Annotated in this window: 16 protein-coding genes; 8 read left to right on the plus strand and 8 right to left on the minus strand. The window is 58.6% G+C overall.

What is annotated here, in order from left to right; translation table 11 throughout:
* Window positions 1-434: 434 nt before the first annotated feature.
* Both ACVWXW_RS05020 and ACVWXW_RS05025 read right to left on the minus strand, forming a co-directional pair.
* The gene (locus tag ACVWXW_RS05020) at window positions 435-794 is read right to left on the minus strand and encodes a hypothetical protein (protein WP_414331067.1); all 360 of its coding nucleotides are present in this window, start codon (window positions 792-794) and stop codon (window positions 435-437) included.
* A gap of 40 nt (window positions 795-834) precedes the next feature.
* Window positions 835-3243 carry a DEAD/DEAH box helicase gene (locus tag ACVWXW_RS05025; protein ID WP_457403059.1) on the minus strand — a complete coding sequence of 803 codons (2409 nt, stop codon included), beginning with the start codon at window positions 3241-3243 and terminating at the stop codon, window positions 835-837.
* Between the two features lie 195 nt (window positions 3244-3438).
* Here ACVWXW_RS05025 and ACVWXW_RS05030 point away from each other — a divergent pair, with 195 nt between their 5' ends.
* From ACVWXW_RS05030 to ACVWXW_RS05040, 3 genes are read left to right on the plus strand one after another with little or no spacing between them, the layout of a single operon-like run.
* Complete coding sequence (locus ACVWXW_RS05030; RefSeq protein WP_414357317.1) at window positions 3439-4092, plus strand: anthranilate synthase component II; 654 nt, start codon at window positions 3439-3441, stop codon at window positions 4090-4092.
* A complete protein-coding gene (locus tag ACVWXW_RS05035; protein WP_414413658.1) occupies window positions 4089-4907 on the plus strand; it encodes an MBL fold metallo-hydrolase in 819 nt (272 codons plus the stop codon). The genes ACVWXW_RS05030 and ACVWXW_RS05035 overlap by 4 nt, the downstream gene beginning before the upstream one ends.
* 4 nt (window positions 4908-4911) lie before the next feature.
* On the plus strand, window positions 4912-5478 hold the full coding sequence (locus ACVWXW_RS05040; RefSeq protein WP_011433982.1) for an ankyrin repeat domain-containing protein: 567 nt from the start codon (window positions 4912-4914) through the stop codon (window positions 5476-5478).
* Between the two features lie 10 nt (window positions 5479-5488).
* Here the strand turns inward: ACVWXW_RS05040 and ACVWXW_RS05045 are convergent, their stop codons facing one another.
* Window positions 5489-6466: a deoxyhypusine synthase family protein gene (locus ACVWXW_RS05045; RefSeq protein ID WP_457403060.1), complete on the minus strand. Its 978-nt coding sequence runs from the start codon at window positions 6464-6466 to the stop codon at window positions 5489-5491.
* A gap of 267 nt (window positions 6467-6733) precedes the next feature.
* On the opposite strand from ACVWXW_RS05045, the gene ACVWXW_RS05050 reads away from it, so the two are divergent.
* The 3 genes from ACVWXW_RS05050 to ACVWXW_RS05060 are packed head-to-tail and all read left to right on the plus strand — an operon-like array spanning window position 6734 to window position 9799.
* Window positions 6734-8827 (plus strand): HAMP domain-containing sensor histidine kinase, encoded by a 2094-nt coding sequence (locus ACVWXW_RS05050; protein WP_457403061.1) that lies wholly within the window; start codon window positions 6734-6736, stop codon window positions 8825-8827.
* Window positions 8828-8836: 9 nt separating this feature from the next.
* A complete protein-coding gene (locus tag ACVWXW_RS05055; protein ID WP_414413217.1) occupies window positions 8837-9466 on the plus strand; it encodes a DUF4126 domain-containing protein in 630 nt (209 codons plus the stop codon).
* 15 nt (window positions 9467-9481) lie between these two features.
* Window positions 9482-9799, plus strand: a complete 318-nt coding sequence (locus ACVWXW_RS05060; protein WP_457403062.1) for a hypothetical protein — start codon at window positions 9482-9484, stop codon at window positions 9797-9799.
* Between the two features lie 36 nt (window positions 9800-9835).
* Here the strand turns inward: ACVWXW_RS05060 and ACVWXW_RS05065 are convergent, their stop codons facing one another.
* The 4 genes from ACVWXW_RS05065 to petG form a co-directional block, all read right to left on the minus strand.
* Window positions 9836-10873 carry a hemolysin family protein gene (locus ACVWXW_RS05065; RefSeq protein WP_457403063.1) on the minus strand — a complete coding sequence of 346 codons (1038 nt, stop codon included), beginning with the start codon at window positions 10871-10873 and terminating at the stop codon, window positions 9836-9838.
* The gene (locus tag ACVWXW_RS05070) at window positions 10866-11030 is read right to left on the minus strand and encodes a hypothetical protein (RefSeq protein ID WP_187147237.1); all 165 of its coding nucleotides are present in this window, start codon (window positions 11028-11030) and stop codon (window positions 10866-10868) included. Before ACVWXW_RS05070 ends, ACVWXW_RS05065 begins: the two co-directional genes overlap by 8 nt.
* A gap of 144 nt (window positions 11031-11174) precedes the next feature.
* The gene (locus ACVWXW_RS05075) at window positions 11175-12803 is read right to left on the minus strand and encodes a bifunctional pantoate--beta-alanine ligase/(d)CMP kinase (protein WP_457403109.1); all 1629 of its coding nucleotides are present in this window, start codon (window positions 12801-12803) and stop codon (window positions 11175-11177) included.
* 63 nt (window positions 12804-12866) lie between these two features.
* Window positions 12867-12980 carry a cytochrome b6-f complex subunit V gene (petG, locus tag ACVWXW_RS05080; protein WP_011433989.1) on the minus strand — a complete coding sequence of 38 codons (114 nt, stop codon included), beginning with the start codon at window positions 12978-12980 and terminating at the stop codon, window positions 12867-12869.
* A 146-nt stretch (window positions 12981-13126) separates the two neighbouring features.
* On the opposite strand from petG, the gene ACVWXW_RS05085 reads away from it, so the two are divergent.
* The gene (locus tag ACVWXW_RS05085; RefSeq protein ID WP_457403064.1) at window positions 13127-14530 is read left to right on the plus strand and encodes a 2-succinylbenzoate--CoA ligase; all 1404 of its coding nucleotides are present in this window, start codon (window positions 13127-13129) and stop codon (window positions 14528-14530) included.
* Here the strand turns inward: ACVWXW_RS05085 and ACVWXW_RS05090 are convergent.
* On the minus strand, window positions 14527-15120 hold the full coding sequence (locus ACVWXW_RS05090; protein ID WP_011433991.1) for a J domain-containing protein: 594 nt from the start codon (window positions 15118-15120) through the stop codon (window positions 14527-14529). The two genes, ACVWXW_RS05085 and ACVWXW_RS05090, sit on opposite strands and share 4 nt — an antisense overlap.
* A 241-nt stretch (window positions 15121-15361) precedes the next feature.
* Between ACVWXW_RS05090 and ACVWXW_RS05095 the strand changes: the two genes are divergently transcribed.
* A complete protein-coding gene (locus ACVWXW_RS05095) occupies window positions 15362-16117 on the plus strand; it encodes an ankyrin repeat domain-containing protein (RefSeq protein WP_457403065.1) in 756 nt (251 codons plus the stop codon).
* Window positions 16118-16995 lie beyond the last annotated feature (878 nt).

Consider the following 16995-nt stretch of genomic DNA (forward strand, 5'->3'; position numbering starts at 1 on the left):
AATCCCACTCTCTCCGCTGGAACTTGTTTGTGAGAGCAACTCACCGTGGGTAAGGCCATCCGGCCCGCTGGCGCGACCGAATCCCACTCTCTCCGCTGGAACTTGTTTGTGAGAGCAACTCACCGTGGGTAAGGCCATCCGGCCCGCTGGCGCGACCGAATCCCACTCTCTCCGTAATCCGATAACGTCCACTGAAGTCCAGAAAGCTCTTACCCAGCAAGGCTTCTGGGCTTTTTAGTGTCCACGATAGACCGGGGAAACCCACTGTAATCCAGGCTAAAGTGGGACACAATAGGGGATATAACAGACGGGGTGGGACATGGCCCTGCCAGAGATGGCCATTCGGAATGCCAAACTCAAGGACAAGCCGTACCAGTTGCCGAATAGAGAAGCAAGGCCATCCTGCCTGCCGAAGTTTTTGCCGAACCAGCTGACTATAGACTAACGGCCAACCGTAGGACGATGCCGACAAGAGCTACGGTGGCAGCTCCAATCAAGGCAAAAGCCAGGTTAACCACTTGGGCACTAGCCTTTTGATAGGTGTCAATTCGTTCTAGGATCACCCGGTTTTCTATCCCCTGCTCGGCCCAACGTCTCTCCTGCTCAGCCCAACGTCTTTCCTGCTCGGCCCAGCGCTTTGCTTGATCGGCTGCCAGGGCTTCTAGCCGCTCGTTGGTTCTGGAGACATCCTGCCGGAGTCCTTCCACATCCTGTCGGATCTCTTCCACATCTTGCCGGATCTCTTCAATAACACTCAACACATCCCTGAGGGTGGGTTCACCGGCGGGCATCATAGAGCTGCAACCTCACTGAACAGCAAACGGTCTGAGCTCGCTAGATCAACTCGCTCACCGGGAAGCGATCCAGCATTTTTTGGGCTTGACGGGCATTTTCCCGTAACTCCGCCGGCAGATGGGGAACATAAGGGATCTGAGAAAGCAAATCCAGCGTGCGGCGGATCAGGCGCACCAGGTCTCCGGCATCTAGGTTGGTGCTGGCTTCCAGGGTCTCCCAAGGGATCCCTTGCGCCCAATGTTCGACGATCCCAGCCAAGCTGGGCTCAAACCCGATCGGCATATGAAACACCTGGTGTTGCCGTTGGCTGCGGAACAGCTGCCGCCGTAAACCCCGCAATCCGTGCAGCACATCCTCCACCAGCCCCGAGGTGCGCAGCCGGCTGTAGGTACCTGAACGGGGAGCCTCTGAGACCAAGGCAGCCACAACTCCGGCCAAATGATGGGGAGCACAGCCCTGACACTCACCCGAGAGCAGAGCCAGCGCCAGCCAGAGCTCGTTATCCCCCCGCAGCGCGGCCACCACCTCTCCGCTATCGGTAGGTTGATACTCTTGCAGACAGTTGAAATCCTGCAACACCCCCACCAAGGCCATAAATTGCTGCCAGCGCAACTCCTGCACGGAATCGCTCTGCCGCTCCAGGTGCTCGAGGCGCTTGAGCAAGCGCTGTCGTTTTTCTCGCAAACCCAGCAATTTTTTCCCCACTTGGTGAGCGGGATTCTCTCGGATTTGAGCTTCTAGGGCACGGATTTTTTCCTCTTGGGCTTGGATGTGGGGAAAAGCCAACAGCCGCAAGGTGGGATCCGGCTCAGCTTCCCGTTGTTTGAGCAAGTAGCGCAAAATGCGTCGTTCTTCCCGCCGTTGCGCCTGCATCTTCTCATAGCGGGCGATATCTTCGTCGGCAATGCCTCCCAAGAGACGGTCGATCTCCTCCAGCTCGGCGCGCGTGTGCAGGATCTCCTGTTGTTCGGGCAACTTTTGCAACGAGAGCAAATATTGTCCAAAGCTGCGGTTGATCAGATCCCGTGCTGCTTCCAAAGAGTGCTTTTGCAGCAGGTTCAGCACCATGCCATAGGTGGGGGTAAACTGGCTCACCAAGGGATCCGCTCCAGAGGTGGCCAGCCGCGCAGCTTCTTGGGCCCCCTCAAACGGGGATTGCACCGTCACCACATGGCCGATGATGTCCTTGCCCCGCCGTCCGGCTCGGCCCGACATTTGCATGAACTCGGAAGCGGTCAAGAGGCGGTGGCCGTTGTCGGTGCGCTTAGAAAGGGAGGAGATGACAGTTGTGCGGGCGGGCATGTTGATCCCGGCGGCCAAAGTCTCAGTGGCGAAGACCAGCTTCACTAGCCCCTGCTGAAACAGATGCTCCACCAGTCCCTTCCAGGCAGGCAACATGCCGGCATGGTGAGCGGCAATACCCCGGTAAAGGGCATCCAACTGATCTCGTCGGACAGCTTCGGGCGTTTCTCGACAAAAGCGGTCGATCTGCTCGGCCAACTGCTGCCGTTCTTCCTCGCTGGCTACCAAGTCCAGATCCCTTACGCTGGCCACGGCCATATCACAGCCTTTGCGACTGAAGATGAAATAGATGGCCGGCAGCATGTCCCGCTGGCGCAAGTTTTCCAACACCTGCGCTATGTCCGGCACTCCTGCCCAGGAGGGCTCGTGGGAGTTGGGCCGTTTGCTTTTCAAGCGGCGGTTGCGAACCCACTGCCCCGACTCGGTTTGCTCCAGCAGGGGGAACAGCCCTTTGCGATTGGCAAAGTGAAATTGCAGCGGCACCGGGCGGTGGTTGGAGTCGATCAGATGGGTGGGGCCATGCACCTGGTTCATCCAATCGGTGAGCTGGTCGCTGTTGGCCAAGGTGGCAGAAAGGGCAATGAGCTGGATCGTGGGGGGGCAGTAGATGATCGCTTCTTCCCAGACGGTGCCCCGCTGCTGGTCGTTCATGTAATGGCATTCGTCCAAGATCACCGCCTGCACATCCCGCAAGGGATCCACCTCGCCCTCTGAGAATTCTGTGCCGTCATCGCGTTCGCCGTAGGCATACCTTTGCACTGCCAAGGATATCGGTGTGCCGTAGAGCATGTTGCGGAAGATCTCGGTGGTCATCACCAAGACCGGTGCATCCCGGTTGATGGAAATGTCGCCGGTGAGCAGGCCAACCCGTTCCGGGCCAAATTGCTGGCCAAAATCCCGGAACTTTTGGTTGGAGAGGGCCTTCAGGGGCGTTGTATAGAAAACCCGCTTGCCCTGGGATAAGGCTCGATAGATCGCATATTCTCCAATCAGGGTCTTGCCGGATCCCGTGGGAGCACAAACCACCACCGATTCCCCAGCAGCCAGAACCTGAATGGCTCGGATCTGAAAGTCGTCCAGCTCGAAGGGGAAAAGCTGCCGCAACTCGTCCAGCAAATCGGTTGCCGGGGGGAGAAGCGCACTCATGGGATCCAAATCAACATTGGGAAACCTGGAAACCCGCCCAATTCACTGCTTCCTGTGGGTTGTACCTTCTAGGATACAAGCTTTCTTGGGGCGTCGACTGCTCCCCTGCAAAAAGCGCCAGTTACTCTGCTTCTTTGGATCAAGAACAGCAGCTCAAGCAAGTGCTAAAATGGGGTGCCGTTGCCGGATGCTATCGTGCTGGTCGTCATCGACAACTACGACAGCTTTACCTACAACTTGGTGCAGTACCTGGGGGAGTTGGGAGCTCAGCTTCAGGTTTTTCGCAATGACCAGCTCTCCGTTGACGACCTGCGCCGAATGCAGCCGCAAGCTGTAGTTATCTCTCCTGGGCCAGGGCGGCCGGAAGATGCCGGGATCTCCCTGGAGTTGATTCGGGAGCTGGGGCCAGAGCTGCCGATTTTGGGGGTTTGTCTGGGGCACCAGTGCATTGGCCAGGTCTACGGTGGTCAGATCGTGCGCGCACCTGAGCTGATGCATGGCAAAACCTCGCTCATTTACCATCGAGGGGTGGGGGTGTTTGAGGGGTTGAGCCAGCCTTTCACGGCCACCCGCTACCACAGCTTGGTGATCGAGCCTTCTACGTGTCCTGACGAGCTGGAGGTGACGGCCCAAACCAGCGATGGGATCATCATGGGGGTACGCCACCGCCGCTATCCCCACGTTCAGGGCGTGCAGTTCCACCCGGAGAGCATCTTGACTGCAGAGGGCAAGCGCTTGTTGAGCAACTTCCTGCGCAGCGCCAAAGCCTCAACTGCTGCTCAGCCCAATGTTTCGCAGAAACCTCAGGAAACCGTTGCCGTTGTTACATCGGGGATCCCCACTCCATGAAGCGTCGCCAGCTTCTGCAAGCCAGCGCTGGGCTACTGGGATCGATGGCCGTGAACCTGGCCAGAGGGCGCAAAGCGGGCGCTCAGACAGCGCCGGCACAAGGTTCGGAAACGCCAACAACCCCAGGGTCTATAGAGTTCACTCCCGGCTCCAGCTCGCAGGGGCTGCAACTGACTTGGCTGCACCACAGTTGTGTTTTGTTCGAGGGGGAGGGCCGACGGTTTCTGGTCAACCCGTTTCGGCCGGCGGGCTGTACGGCTGGCTATCCTGCCCCACGAGTTGCTGCCGATCTGGTGTTGCTCAGCAGCCGCTTGTTGGATGAAGGGGCTTTGGATGTGGTGCCCGGCAACCCCAAGGTGCTGTTTCAGCCGGGAGACTATCTGATTGACGGGATCCGGGTGCAAGGAGTACGCATGCCCCGTGGCCCTCGCTTTGGCGTGAATGTGGGTTGGCGCTGGCGCATGGCTGGGATCGACATTGTCCATTTGGGAGGGGCGCTGCAGCCAATTACGCGGGAGCAGTCCATCCTGCTTGCTCGTCCCGACCTGTTGCTGGTGCCAGTGGGGGGTGGGCCGAAAAATTACGATCCTGCCGGGGCCAAGGCGGCCATTGAGGCGCTGCAGCCCAAGCTGGTCATCCCCACCATGTATCGCACGGCCGCCGCCGAGGAATCCCAATGCGAGCTGCTGCCGCTGCAGGAGTTTTTGCGTCTCTTCCCCGCTGCTGCCGCGCAACCTGCCCTCAGCAACCCGTTGCTGCTCTCGGCCCAGGCTCTGCCCAGGCAGGGGCTCGCCATCCTTTTCTTTGAGGAATAGGGCTATGCGAGGTCAGGTCCTAAAAATCGCTGTCGGACTGGGATCCCTGCTAGTGGGGGGTCTGGGATTCTATGGATACTCCCTACCAGAAGATCCACAAGCCTTGGCCCAAGCCAACCCGCTGCGGCTGCAACTGGCTCTCTGGCTGGGGAAAGACGCCAACGCCGTCGATGAGCGGGGCAAGACAGCCCTGTTTTTCGTAGAAAGCGGCCTCAACGCCCGTCTTTTGCTGGCAGCGGGGGCGGATCCCAATCAACTAGACCATGGGGGAGCTAGCCCACTGCACCAAGCGGCTCGCCTGGGCAACCCTGAGGTTACGAAAGCCCTGCTCCAGGGAGGGGCCGAGGTGAACGCTCGTTTTGGCGCCGGTGGCCTTCCCCTGCATTTTGCCGCTTGGTCCGGCAACCCCGAGGTCGTTCGGCTGCTGCTGGAACATGGCTCCGAGATCGACGAGCCGGACGGCTACGGCCTCACGCCCCTGCGCATTGCCCAGGATCTGCGCCGCTGGGAAGCTGCAACCCTGTTGTCCCGCTGGCCCCGCTCCGCCTCAACCGACGGGCATACAGATTGATTCCCCTTCTCTACCACCCCAGCACCCAGGCGAAGATCAAAGGCGCCACGATGGTGGCATCCGACTCGATGACAAATTTGGGGGTGTCGATCCCCAATTTGCCCCAGGTGATCTTCTCATTGGGCACTGCCCCCGAGTAGGAACCGTAGCTGGTGGTGGAGTCGCTGATCTGGCAGAAATAGCCCCACAGGGGTACGCCCTGGCGACCCAGATCTTGATGGAGCATGGGCACCACACAAATGGGGAAATCCCCAGCAATGCCGCCGCCAATTTGAAAGAAGCCAATGGAGCACTCCGCCGAGGTGTGCGTGTACCAGTCCGCCAGGTGGATCATGTACTCGATCCCTGTGCGGACGGTATGCACATTGCGGATCTCACCCGTGATGCAGTGGGCGGCATACATGTTGCCGGTGGTGGAGTCCTCCCATCCCGGCACATAGATGGGCAAGTTGGCCTCCATAGCGGCGTAAACCCAAGAATCCCGGGGATTAATTTGGTAGTAGGGCTCCAGCCGGCCGCTGCGCAGGATGCGGTAGATAAACTCGTGCGGGAAGTAGTGTTCCCCGGCCTGGTCGGCAGCCATCCACTCTTCCAAGAGGGCTTTTTCTAGGCGCCGCATCGCCTCCTCTTCGGGAATGCAGGTATCGGTTACCCGGTTCAGGTGCCGCTCCAGCAGCTCCTGCTCCTGCTGCGGGCTAAGATCGCGGTAGTGGGGCACCCGCTCGTAGAACTCATGGGCGATGAGGTTGAAGATGTCCTCTTCCAGGTTGGCGCCGGTGCAGGAGATGGCGTGCACCTTGTTCTGCCGGATCATTTCCGCTAGGGAAAGGCCCAGCTCTGCTGTGCTCATGGCACCGGCCAAGGTCACCATCATCTTGCCGCCCTTTTCCAGGTGAGCACAATAACCTTTGGCTGCATCCAGCAGCGCGGCTGCGTTGAAGTGGCGAAAATGATGTTGGATAAATTGGCTGACGGGGCTGTTGGTCACGATTTTTCCGGTCACTCTGACCTGGTGAAGCACGGTTTTCTAGTCTATCAACTTTAGGGGCGCTGACAAGCTTTGCTTGGGGATACCTTTATCGGTATTGGCAACCATTCCCCTGCAGGTCGGCTGGAGCAGGTTGCGTTGCGAAGCCGGGATCCCATACCGGTTCTCACCCGGCCTTGGCTGAGACAAAGGGATCGCCTGCCCATGTCAGAATGGTGGCGAATCACCGCCCTATATCCGTTCACGCTATCTGTTCACGTTGGGTTCATGCCTCCTGTCAGCACTGTCGAGCCAGCCGAGCCCATTGCCGAAGTCCAATCTCCTGAGCTGGCTTCTTCTCCTGCCGAGCCATTGCCTGGCGCTGTGGACATGTCAGTGCCAACAACGACCGGGATCTCTATGGGATCCCTGCGGCGCTGGTGGGCGCGATGGAAGCAAAAACTGCGGTTGGAAACTCAGTTGCTCTTTGTGGCAACGCTGGTGGTCTCATTGGTGGTGAGCAGTTTCACCTTCTGGGCCGTCAGCACCGTGCAGCAGGATGCTCGCTTCAACGAAGCCCGCTTTGGCCGAGATCTGGGGCTGCTCTTGGCCGCCAATGTCGCCCCCCTGATTGCGGAAGATCGCATTGGCGAAGTGGCGCAACTGTCCCGCCAGTACTTTGAGAGCACCAGCAGCATCCGCTATTTGCTCTACGCCGATCCCGAAGGAAACATCTACTACGGGATCCCGTTCTCCAATCAGGAGGTGAAAACCTCCCTCAGCCTTACCCGTCGCATGCAACTGCCGGACAACCGTCCTCCTGCTGAGGGCCAACCGCTGGTGCGCACCCACCTTACCCCTGCTGGGCGGGTGACGGATATTTTCGTCGGCATCTACCATCAGGGCCGCTTTTTGGGCACCCTCGGCTTGGGCATCAATCCCAATCCCGCCCTGGTGCGCTCCACACAATTGGCGCGGGAGGTCTCGATTGGGGTGTTTTTGGCGGTGTGGGTCTTGGCCATCCTGGGAGCGGTGGTCAATGCCCTCACCATCACCTATCCCATCAAAGAGCTGGTCAAGGGTGTCCAGGAGATCACCAAAGGTAACTTCAAGCAGCGCATCGACCTGCCCTTCGGGGGCGAGCTGGCCCAGCTCATCGACAGCTTTAACGAGATGGCGGAGCGGCTGCAAAGCTACGAAGAACAGAACATCGAAGAACTGGCTGCCGCCAAAGCCAAGTTGGAGACCTTGGTCTTCTCCATCGTCGATGCCGCCATTTTGCTGGATGCCGAGTTGCGGGTGCTGCTGCTCAATCCTGCCGCCTCTCGTATGTTTGGCTGGGAAGGGGATCCCGTTTTGGGCAAACCCCTGCCGGAGCTGTTGCCGGAGGATCTGCAGCAGCAACTGGCCCGCCCCCTGATGCAAATTGCCCGCGGGGATCAAGAAGCAGAGGAAGTTCGCGTCAACCTCACCGGCCCCACCAAGCGTGTTATCCGCATCCTGCTTTCGCCGGTGTCGGATCCGCGGCGGCAAAATCTCAAGGGGATCGTGATGACGGTGCAGGACATCACCCGCGAGGTGGAGCTCAACGAAGCCAAGGCTCAATTCATCAGCAACATCAGCCACGAGCTGCGCACCCCCCTCTTCAGCATCAAGTCTTTTATCGAGACCCTCTACGAGTACGGCGAGCAGATGTCCTCGGCGGAGCGGCTGGACTACCTGGAAATTGCCAACCGCGAAACCGATCGCCTCACCCGCCTGGTCAACGATGTTTTGGATTTGTCTCGTCTGGAATCGGGCAAGCAGTACCACTTTGAAGGTGTCGACATCGCGGCAGTGATCGAGCAGACTTTGCGCACCCACCAACTGCAGGCCCGCGACAAAGGGATCCAGCTGCGCAAGTTCGTCGATCCGGATCTGCCGCTGGTCTGGGGCAACTACGATCTGCTGCTGCAGGTGATGACCAATCTCCTGGGCAATGCCCTCAAGTTCACCCCCTCAGGGGGCCTGGTGACGGTACATGCCCACCTGGTGGTTCAGGCGGATGGATCCCCGCAGGCAGTGCGGGTGGCAGTGGCCGATACGGGCATTGGCATTGCCCCAGAAGATCAGGAGCGGATTTTCGACCGCTTTTTCCGTGTCGAGAACCGGGTCCACACTCTAGAGGGCACCGGCCTGGGGTTGGCCATCGTGCGCAACATCCTGGAGAAACATCGAACCCGCATCTGCCTGGAGAGCAAGCTAGAACAGGGATCCACCTTCTGGTTCGACCTGCACCTGTACACTGAAGAGGGACCGCTGGAGTTCGAGGTTCAGCCAGCCGAGACGGATCCCCCCAGTTGCTGCTGGCGGGAACATCCCCGCCATTCCCACCAAACCTAAGGAGCCAAGATGGAAAGCCTACTGGCCATTTTTTTGGGGCTGGGCCTCAGTGCTGCCTGTGGCTTTCGTATTTTTGTGCCGCTGCTGGTGATGAGCATAGCGGCTCAGGCTGGACATCTGGAGCTGGCTCCCGATCTGCAATGGATTGGCTCAGAGGTGGCGCTGCTGGTTTTTGTGGTGGCCACCTTTTTCGAGGTTTCTGCCTACTACGTGCCCTGGGTGGACAACTTGCTAGATGTAGTGGCAACGCCGGTGGCAGTGGTGGCCGGAATCCTGGTGATGTCGGCGGCAATGGGGGACATTGGTGACCTGAGCCCGATGTGGCGCTGGGCTTTGGCTGCCATTCTCGGAGGGGGGGCTGCTGGGATCACCCAAGGCACCACCGATGTGCTGCGATTGGCCTCTACCACCACCACAGGGGGGCTGGGCAACCCGCTGTTGGCCACCGGCGAAAACGTCACTTCTCTGCTGCTGGCGGTGGTGGCGGTGCTGGCCCCTTGGCTGGCAGTGCTGCTGATGGGTTTGCTAGTGTACTGGCTGGGCAAACGGGCGTTGAAACTGGGGTTCCGCAGCAGAAATGCCGCTCCCAAGTCTCAGGGATCCCCGCCGACGGCTGTTCTACACTGGAGAAGGTTTTAACTGGATGGTTTTGCCATGCCGCCTCGCTGGCCCCGGAAGCCCTCCCGTCGGGATCCCGAATTTCGCAAGCTGGATGATCGCTATACCTATGCCGCCCACATTGCCGTTTTTCTCTGCAGCGGGTCTGGGCTGGTGTTTTTTCAGCAACTGTACCGGGCGGATTGGCCGTGGCTGGTGCCCCTGTTGGGCTGGTGGGCTTTGGGGTTGGGGATCCACAGCTTCTGGATCTTTTTTGTGGCCCGCTATCCCGTCGAGGCCGGCTTTGGGGAGCTCACTCCCGGCGCGCACGAAAACCCAACAGCCGCGGAGACGGATCCCTCAGGGGCCAGCTAAGACTCAGAGGGTGGACAACCCGATTGCTCATGGTGCTCAACCGGAGGGGGCAGAAGAGCCACCTTGTCGTCGTTGTCGCTGCAGCAGCAGGGGGGAGAGGTCGCTCTCGTCGTAAATATCCCCCACCAGCTCCTCCAAAATGTCTTCCAGCGTGATGAGGCCGGTGGTGCCGCCAAACTCATCCACCACGATCCCCAGGTGTTGGCGAGAGCGCAGCATTTCCTTGAGCAACAGGCTGACCCGCTTGGTGTCCGGCACAAAAAAAGGCGGTGCCATCGCCTGGGTCACTTCGGCATTGCCTTTTTGATCCAGATGGCGCAGGGCTTGCTTGAGGTGGATGATGCCGACGATCTCATCCTTGGATTCTCCCTGTACGGGGATGCGGGAGTAGCCCGTTTCCAAACAGAGCTTCACCACATCCTGCAACGTTTTGTCGTGGGAGATGGTCTCCATCTTGACTCTGGGCTTGGCCACATCCCGCGCTTGGAGTAAGTCCAAAGCCAAGGCACCGCGGAACAGCCGCCGTTTTTGCCAATCCAGCAGCCCCCGCTGCCCCAACACATCGATCAACAGCTCCAAATCCTTGAGAGAAGCAGTAGCCGTCAGCGGGGAGAACTCCAATAGGTTGAAGAGCCTGCTGACAACCCACTCAAAAGCGTCGCTAAAAGGGCGCAACAGCAGCGATAGGATGTGGACGGGCCGCACCACCCAGCGGAACACCCCTAGCGGATGGCTCACCGCCAAGGACTTTGGGGCTACTTCTCCAAAGAGGAGCACCACAATTGTGGTGGGCACGGTGGCGGCCAAAGCTCCAATCTGGGTTCCCAACAGTTCAATGGAGAGGGTTGTGGCCAAAGCGGCAATGCCGATGTTGACAAAGTTGTTCACCAGCAACAGGGTGGTGATCAGCCGCGAGCGCTGTTGTTGGGCCAGTCGATACAAGCCCTGTGGATCCCCTTGTTCTTCGATCAGAGATTCCAGGCGCAGGTTGTCCATGGCCGTGATGGCGGTTTCGGCCCCAGAGCAAGCTCCTGAGAGGAGCAGCAGAAAGGCCAAGAGAAAGACATTAACCATAGCGCTCCGTTCGCGACGGCGGAACGGGATACAGGTAGCATTGGCTCATCGAGAGAAAAGCGGGTCGGCCTATTTCCATCATCAACGGGATCCCCTCCGGCACCTCAACACCTCGGTGGTTTTGCCAAAGTTCATCACTCAACCCATAGCTCGGCATCCGTGCCCCCTCATCAACTGCATCTTCAACGAAAATCTTCAATGAGAAATGAGAGAGGGATCAAGCTGTTCAAACCGGCCAGCTCCCTGAAAATCATGCGGAAATCTGACTTGTCCCGTTGATTTGTTCTTGATTGAGTTAAGGCTACTGATCGAAATGGGCGGAGCCGGATCGCTCCAAAAGTTGCCGGTACAACATGACAATCTTGTCTTGCACCTCGGATTGGCTCAGGTGATCTGTGTCGATCAAGATGGCATCGGGGGCAGGCCGCAAGGGAGAGATGAGCCGTTCGCTGTCGCGGCGATCCCGCTGCTCGATTTGCGCTTTCAATTCTTCGAGAGGCACCATTTGCCCTTGGGCTTGGAGTTGGTGTTGCCGACGCTGCGCCCGCTCCCCAACAGAAGCGGTCAAGAAAACCTTCAGCTCTGCATCAGGAAAGACGTGGGTGCCGATATCCCGCCCCTCCAAGACAGCACCGCCATCCCGGCCAATGCTGCGTTGCCGCTTCACCAGCTCCTGGCGTACTCCCGGCACTGCCGCCACGTGAGAGACCCAGCGGGTCACTTCCGGAGAGCGAATGGCCTGGGTAATTTCTTCGCCATCGGCCCAGATGCGGGTCGGCTCTGTCGAAGAGGTGCCACTCTGCAGGGTGAGCTGGGTTTGGGCGGCCAGTTGGGTGAGTTGCTCGGCATCGTCCAAAGGGATCCCCCGTTGCAGTGCCAGCCAGGTGATGGCTCGATACATGGCCCCCGTGTCCAAGTACAAAAGCTGCAGCTGGGCGGCTACTGCCCGCGCCACGGTGGATTTTCCGGCTCCAGCCGGGCCGTCGATGGCAATCAGCGGGCGACGCGGGGGAGAGGTCGTGCCGGAAGAGGGCGGTGCCGCATGCTGGACTCTCTCCGGCGAGGGATCCCCTTGCTCTGGGGAAAGGAGCAGGTTGTCGATCAGGCGAGTCTGCCCCACATAGGCAGCAATGGCCAGCAGGCCCTTGTCTTCCACCCGCGGCAGCGGCTGTAGCGTTTGGGGATCCACCAATTCCAGGTACTGCAGTTGCAGCTCTGGGGTATGCTCCAGCTCAGCACGGGCGGCGGCAAGGATCCCTTCTGCTGAGGGATCCCCGGCCTGCCAATGGTCATATCCCCGACGCAAGGCCCGGTACAGCCCGGCAGCCACCTGTCGTTCAGCAGCAGAAAGGTAGCGGTTGCGGGAGCTACAGGCGAGGCCATCGGCTTCTCGCACCGTGGGGCAGGGAACAATCGTGGTGGGTATTTGCAGATCCCGAACCAAACGCTGAATGATCGCCAGTTGCTGGGCGTCTTTTTGGCCGAAGTAGGCCCGCTGCGGCTGCACCAGGTTCAGCAGTTGCAGCACAATGGTGGCTACACCGCGAAAGTGGCCAGGTCGGTGGGGGGCGCAGAGGGTCTGCAGAAGGGATTCGGGGGGCATGACCCAGGTGCGGTCGCTTCCGGTTGCGGGGTCGGCTCCCATCTCTTGCGGGTCAGGGGCAAAGACCACATCCACACCTGCTGCCTCGCATAAGGCCCGATCCCCCTCCTCGTCGCGGGGATAGCGATCCCAGTCTTCGTTGGGGCCAAATTGCAGCGGATTGACGAAAATGCTGACCACCGTGTGGTCACACTCTTGCCGGCAGCGGCGGATTAGGCTGAGATGGCCCTCATGCAGGGATCCCATCGTGGGCACCAAGCCGATGGTGGATCCCCGCCAATTGGCTATCTGCTCCCGCAAAGCAGCGACTGTGCGCAGCCAGTGCATCGCCATGCCACCTCAATCTCTCTCTCCCCTATGGGTTTTCTCCAACCCCCCCAAAGGCTGCTCCTACAGGCCGATCTTATTGCTGCGTTGATATTGCCTGTAGGCTGCCACGAATAAGCCCGCCAAGGTGACCACCACCATGCCCAAGACGATCCCCAACAAAATCGGCTCGATCACAACACAGACCTCCCAGTTCAAACCTAGATCATGATAAGCCAAGCCCAAACCTATCCTCACCGTTCCTTGCCAAGGAAATCGAGGGGGGATCCCCTAATAAAATGCAGGGGATCCGCGAAGCCGTTGAGATGGCATACCCATAGCCCATGAGGTCAATTGTCTTGTCCGGGGATGGCGGAGACTTGAAGGGGCGCCTGTCCGAACTGGAAGAGCAACTGCGCCCTTTGGCAGACAAGGCCGTTCCCCTGCTGGTGGCAGACTCCGATCCGGTGCAGGTGTGGGCGGCAGTTTTGACCTGCCAACGCTTGGGGATCCCGCTGTTCCTGGGTAATCCCCACTGGGGAGAACGGGAATGGGGACAGGCTTTGGCGGATATGGGATCCGGCTGGTGCTGGCGCCAGGGCCGACTGGAAGGGGATCCCGCCCCCTTGAATCCGCGCCTGCGGGATTTGCGGGAAGCTGTGCCCAGCTCCCATTGGCCGCTGATCGGCATCCCCACCGGTGGCTCCGGCGGCCAGATAAAATGGGCCATGCACTCTTGGCTGACCCTCAGCGCCTCGGCCAAAGCCCACCAACAGCACTTTGCCGTCGGGCCTGTACACAGCTATTGCGTTCTGCCCTTGTACCACGTCAGCGGCTTGATGCAGGCAGTCCGCTCCTGGCTGAGCGGTGGGCAGTGGGTTGTCTGGGATTGGAAACGGCAACAGCAGGCCAAGGCTTGGGATCCCCCTTTGCCGGGGAGCTTTCTATCGCTGGTGCCCACTCAGTTGCAACGGCTGTTGCTCAGCGCCCATCCGGGAGTTTTGGAGAGCCTGCGCCAATTTCGGGCCATTTTGGTCGGCGGTGGCCCCACCTGGCCCAGCTTGCGGCAACAGGCCCGGCAACTTCACCTTCCCCTTGCCCTCACCTACGGTATGACCGAGACCGCCTCCCAGGTGTGTACGTTACTGCCAGAAGCCTTTTGGCAAGGGAGCGACAGTCTGGGTCGGCCTCTGCCCCACGCCACGCTCCAGATCCGCAGCGAAAAAGGGGATCCCCTGCCCAGCCATGCTGTAGGCTACATTCACATTCAGGCAGAGTCGCTGGCACTGGGCTACTACCCGCACCTAAGTGCTACGCACCGCTTACGCGAAGGGCAACAGCAAGGCTTTACCCCCGGCGATTTGGGCTATCTAGACCGACAGGGATCCCTCTATTGGTTAGGTCGAGCCGATGACCTAATCCTAACCGGCGGGGAAAAGGTGATGGCTGCAGAAGTGGAAGGGGAGATCCGAGCCAGCGGCTGGGTGGAAGATGTGTGCGTGTTGGGCCTACCGGATGCCGAATGGGGGCAGCAGGTGGTGGCGGTGGTCGTCCCCAAAACGGGGATCCCCAAAGAGCTGGAAATGCACCTGAAGCAACACCTAAGCCGCCAACTGAGTCCCTTCAAGCATCCGAAGCACTGGCTGTGGTGTACGGGGATCCCGCGCAACCCTCAGGGCAAAGTCAACCGCCAACAACTCCGGCAGTGGGCAGCTCAGACGTTGGGGATCCCAACGCAGGCAAGTTAGCGGGATCCCTCCCGAATGCCCAGACGGGCTAAATCTCGCTTGATTTCAAAGGCCAATTCTCGGTTGTGCGGCTCCGTGGCCAAAGCTTTTCTCAAGTAGGCTTCCGCCTGCTGATAGCGCCCCTCGTAGATCAAATGGTTGCCGAAGCGCTGGTAGGCCAACGCCAAGATGTGGATGGCCTCGCTGGAGTTGGGAAACCGTTTCAGCAGCGCCTCCGCCTGGGCCACCGCCGTGGGCAACTTCCGCTCCCGCCAGGCTGCCTTGACGCGGGCAATCCCCTCCTTGAGCCCTTCCGGATTGGGCTGCTCTGCCGATGAGGGGCCTATGCTGCGAATGACCACCCGCCTTTCGCCGGCAGCAGGAGAGCTGGGTGGAGATTGACGTTGTGCAGATTGACGTTGTGCATCGTAGCGCCGCCGCTGCTCAGGGTCGCTCAGCACTTGGTAGGCCTGGTGGATTTGTTGGAAACGCTCTCGGGATCCCTCCCCTGCCACATCAGGGTGAAACTGCCGCGCCAACCGTCGAAACGCCTGTTTAATCTCTTCAATGTCCGCTGCAGGAGATAGGTTCAGGATCGCGTAGTAATCCATAAACAGTGGCGCAACTAAGGGATCGGGAAAAGACCTGGCCAAAAACCAGCTCTAGTCTATCGCTGCGGCCCCGGCTTGACCAAGGGATCCCACCAAGCGCTTGGTTCTCCCGCTTCCCTCAGCAGCAGGGATCCAGTGTTAGACTTTGCCCAAGTTGTTTGGAGCCTCCATTCCGGCCTATCGAGGATCCCTTCCTGTTGCCCAACTTCATTGCAACTTGGCTTTTTTATTTCTATCTGTTATGAGTGAATCGCTTCATCAAGCTCTTGCCAATCGAGATCTAAAACAATTATTGGCCCATTTGCAGCGGGGGGAAGATGTGAATGCTGTCGATGCTCAGGGAATGACTTTGCTTCATAAAGCGACACTCCTTGGCCATCTGGGACTGCTGGACTTGCTCTTAGTATATGGCGCCTCCCCCAATGCCTTAGATCCCACAGGTGCTACCCCTCTCCATTTGGCTGCCGACAGCGGCCAGGTCAAGCTGGTGGAGCGTCTCTTGAGGGCAGGCAGTGATATCAATCTCCCAGATAACCATGGCTATACCCCTCTCCAGCGGGCTGCTTTAACCGATCAGGCGGAGGTAATCGGTCTGCTCATCCAGAAGGGAGCCAACACTGGTCGTGTTCTCCACTGGGCCACAGCCACCGGTCGAAAAAGCATTCTGGCCCGCCTACTATCCAAGGGAGCGCCGGTGGATGCCACTGACGAAACAGGCCGAACCCCTCTGCATGAAGCCGCCACCCGAGGGGATTTGGGCATCGCTCGCTTTCTGCTCTTGTACGGGGCCAATGTGAATGCACGCAACCGATTCGGGGCGACACCGATGCACTGGGCTGCTTGGGAAGGACACATCGAAATCCTGGAGCTTTTGCTGGAAAATGGAGCCGAACTAAACCCTCGCAATGAAGATGGGCATACCCCCTTAGCCTATGCACAAAAACGCCAACACAGGCTGGCTGTCCAATGGTTACAAGATCGAGGAGCAACTCTTTAGCTTAGTATCAAGCTTGGCATAGAGAGTAAAACAAAAGTTAATGAAAATGCTGCTATTTCAAGTCATAGGGTATTTGGTCTTCCTCCCTTCTCATGAGATGGGGTTTGAGAGTGAGGGTAACCCCTACAGAAAAAAGGAGAGAGGCTGTTAGGCTTTCCTCCCTCCAGTCTCTTCGTCGCGGTTAGCGTTAACGCCAGCTAGATTCTAACTGATTCTTCCACCTGATTCAACTTTTTTCTAGAGTTTCTCTTGAGCCCAACATAAATTTTTGAACGACAAAACAAGACATAGGACAGACAGTTTGTCCCAAAAGGTTGGTCTTTTTCCTTAGCTTCTGACAAGTTTGCAAAGGAAACTAGAGCAGCAATCTTTGTATTCGGTCTTGTCTTCCGGTTCCCGAAGCCAGATTGCCCCCTTCCAAAGCCATAACCCTCAGCCGCTGTTGCTCCTTTACACTGCCACCTCCACAGATTGACATGAGCAAGCAAAAAATCTCTCTATCAACTGATTCTGACTCTCATTAGCACAGAACCTTGCTTAGCCTTGGAGAGGAGAAAAAGGGATCCCTGCTGACGCAGATGGCCAGCTCTGCCAGCACAGGATCCCTGCCGCATCCAAGACAAGAGAGGAAGACTGATGGATATGACTCCACCACTCAACTGAGTAACAGCATAGCTTTATTGAGATTGAATTGCAATACCTAGCCAACGTAAGAGGAAATGTTCTTGACAAAACTGCTTCAAGTAGTCGTTTCAAGTTAGGGTGAGACGCTTGGGCTACTGAGGAGAGCCTTCTGATTCCCTGTATTCAAGGCTTTAGGTATGGGTGCAGTGTCCCAGTTTGAATCGAAATGGCCACAAGCAGAGTACCTGGGCTAA

It is taken from the genome of Thermostichus sp. MS-CIW-30, assembly GCF_054058015.1.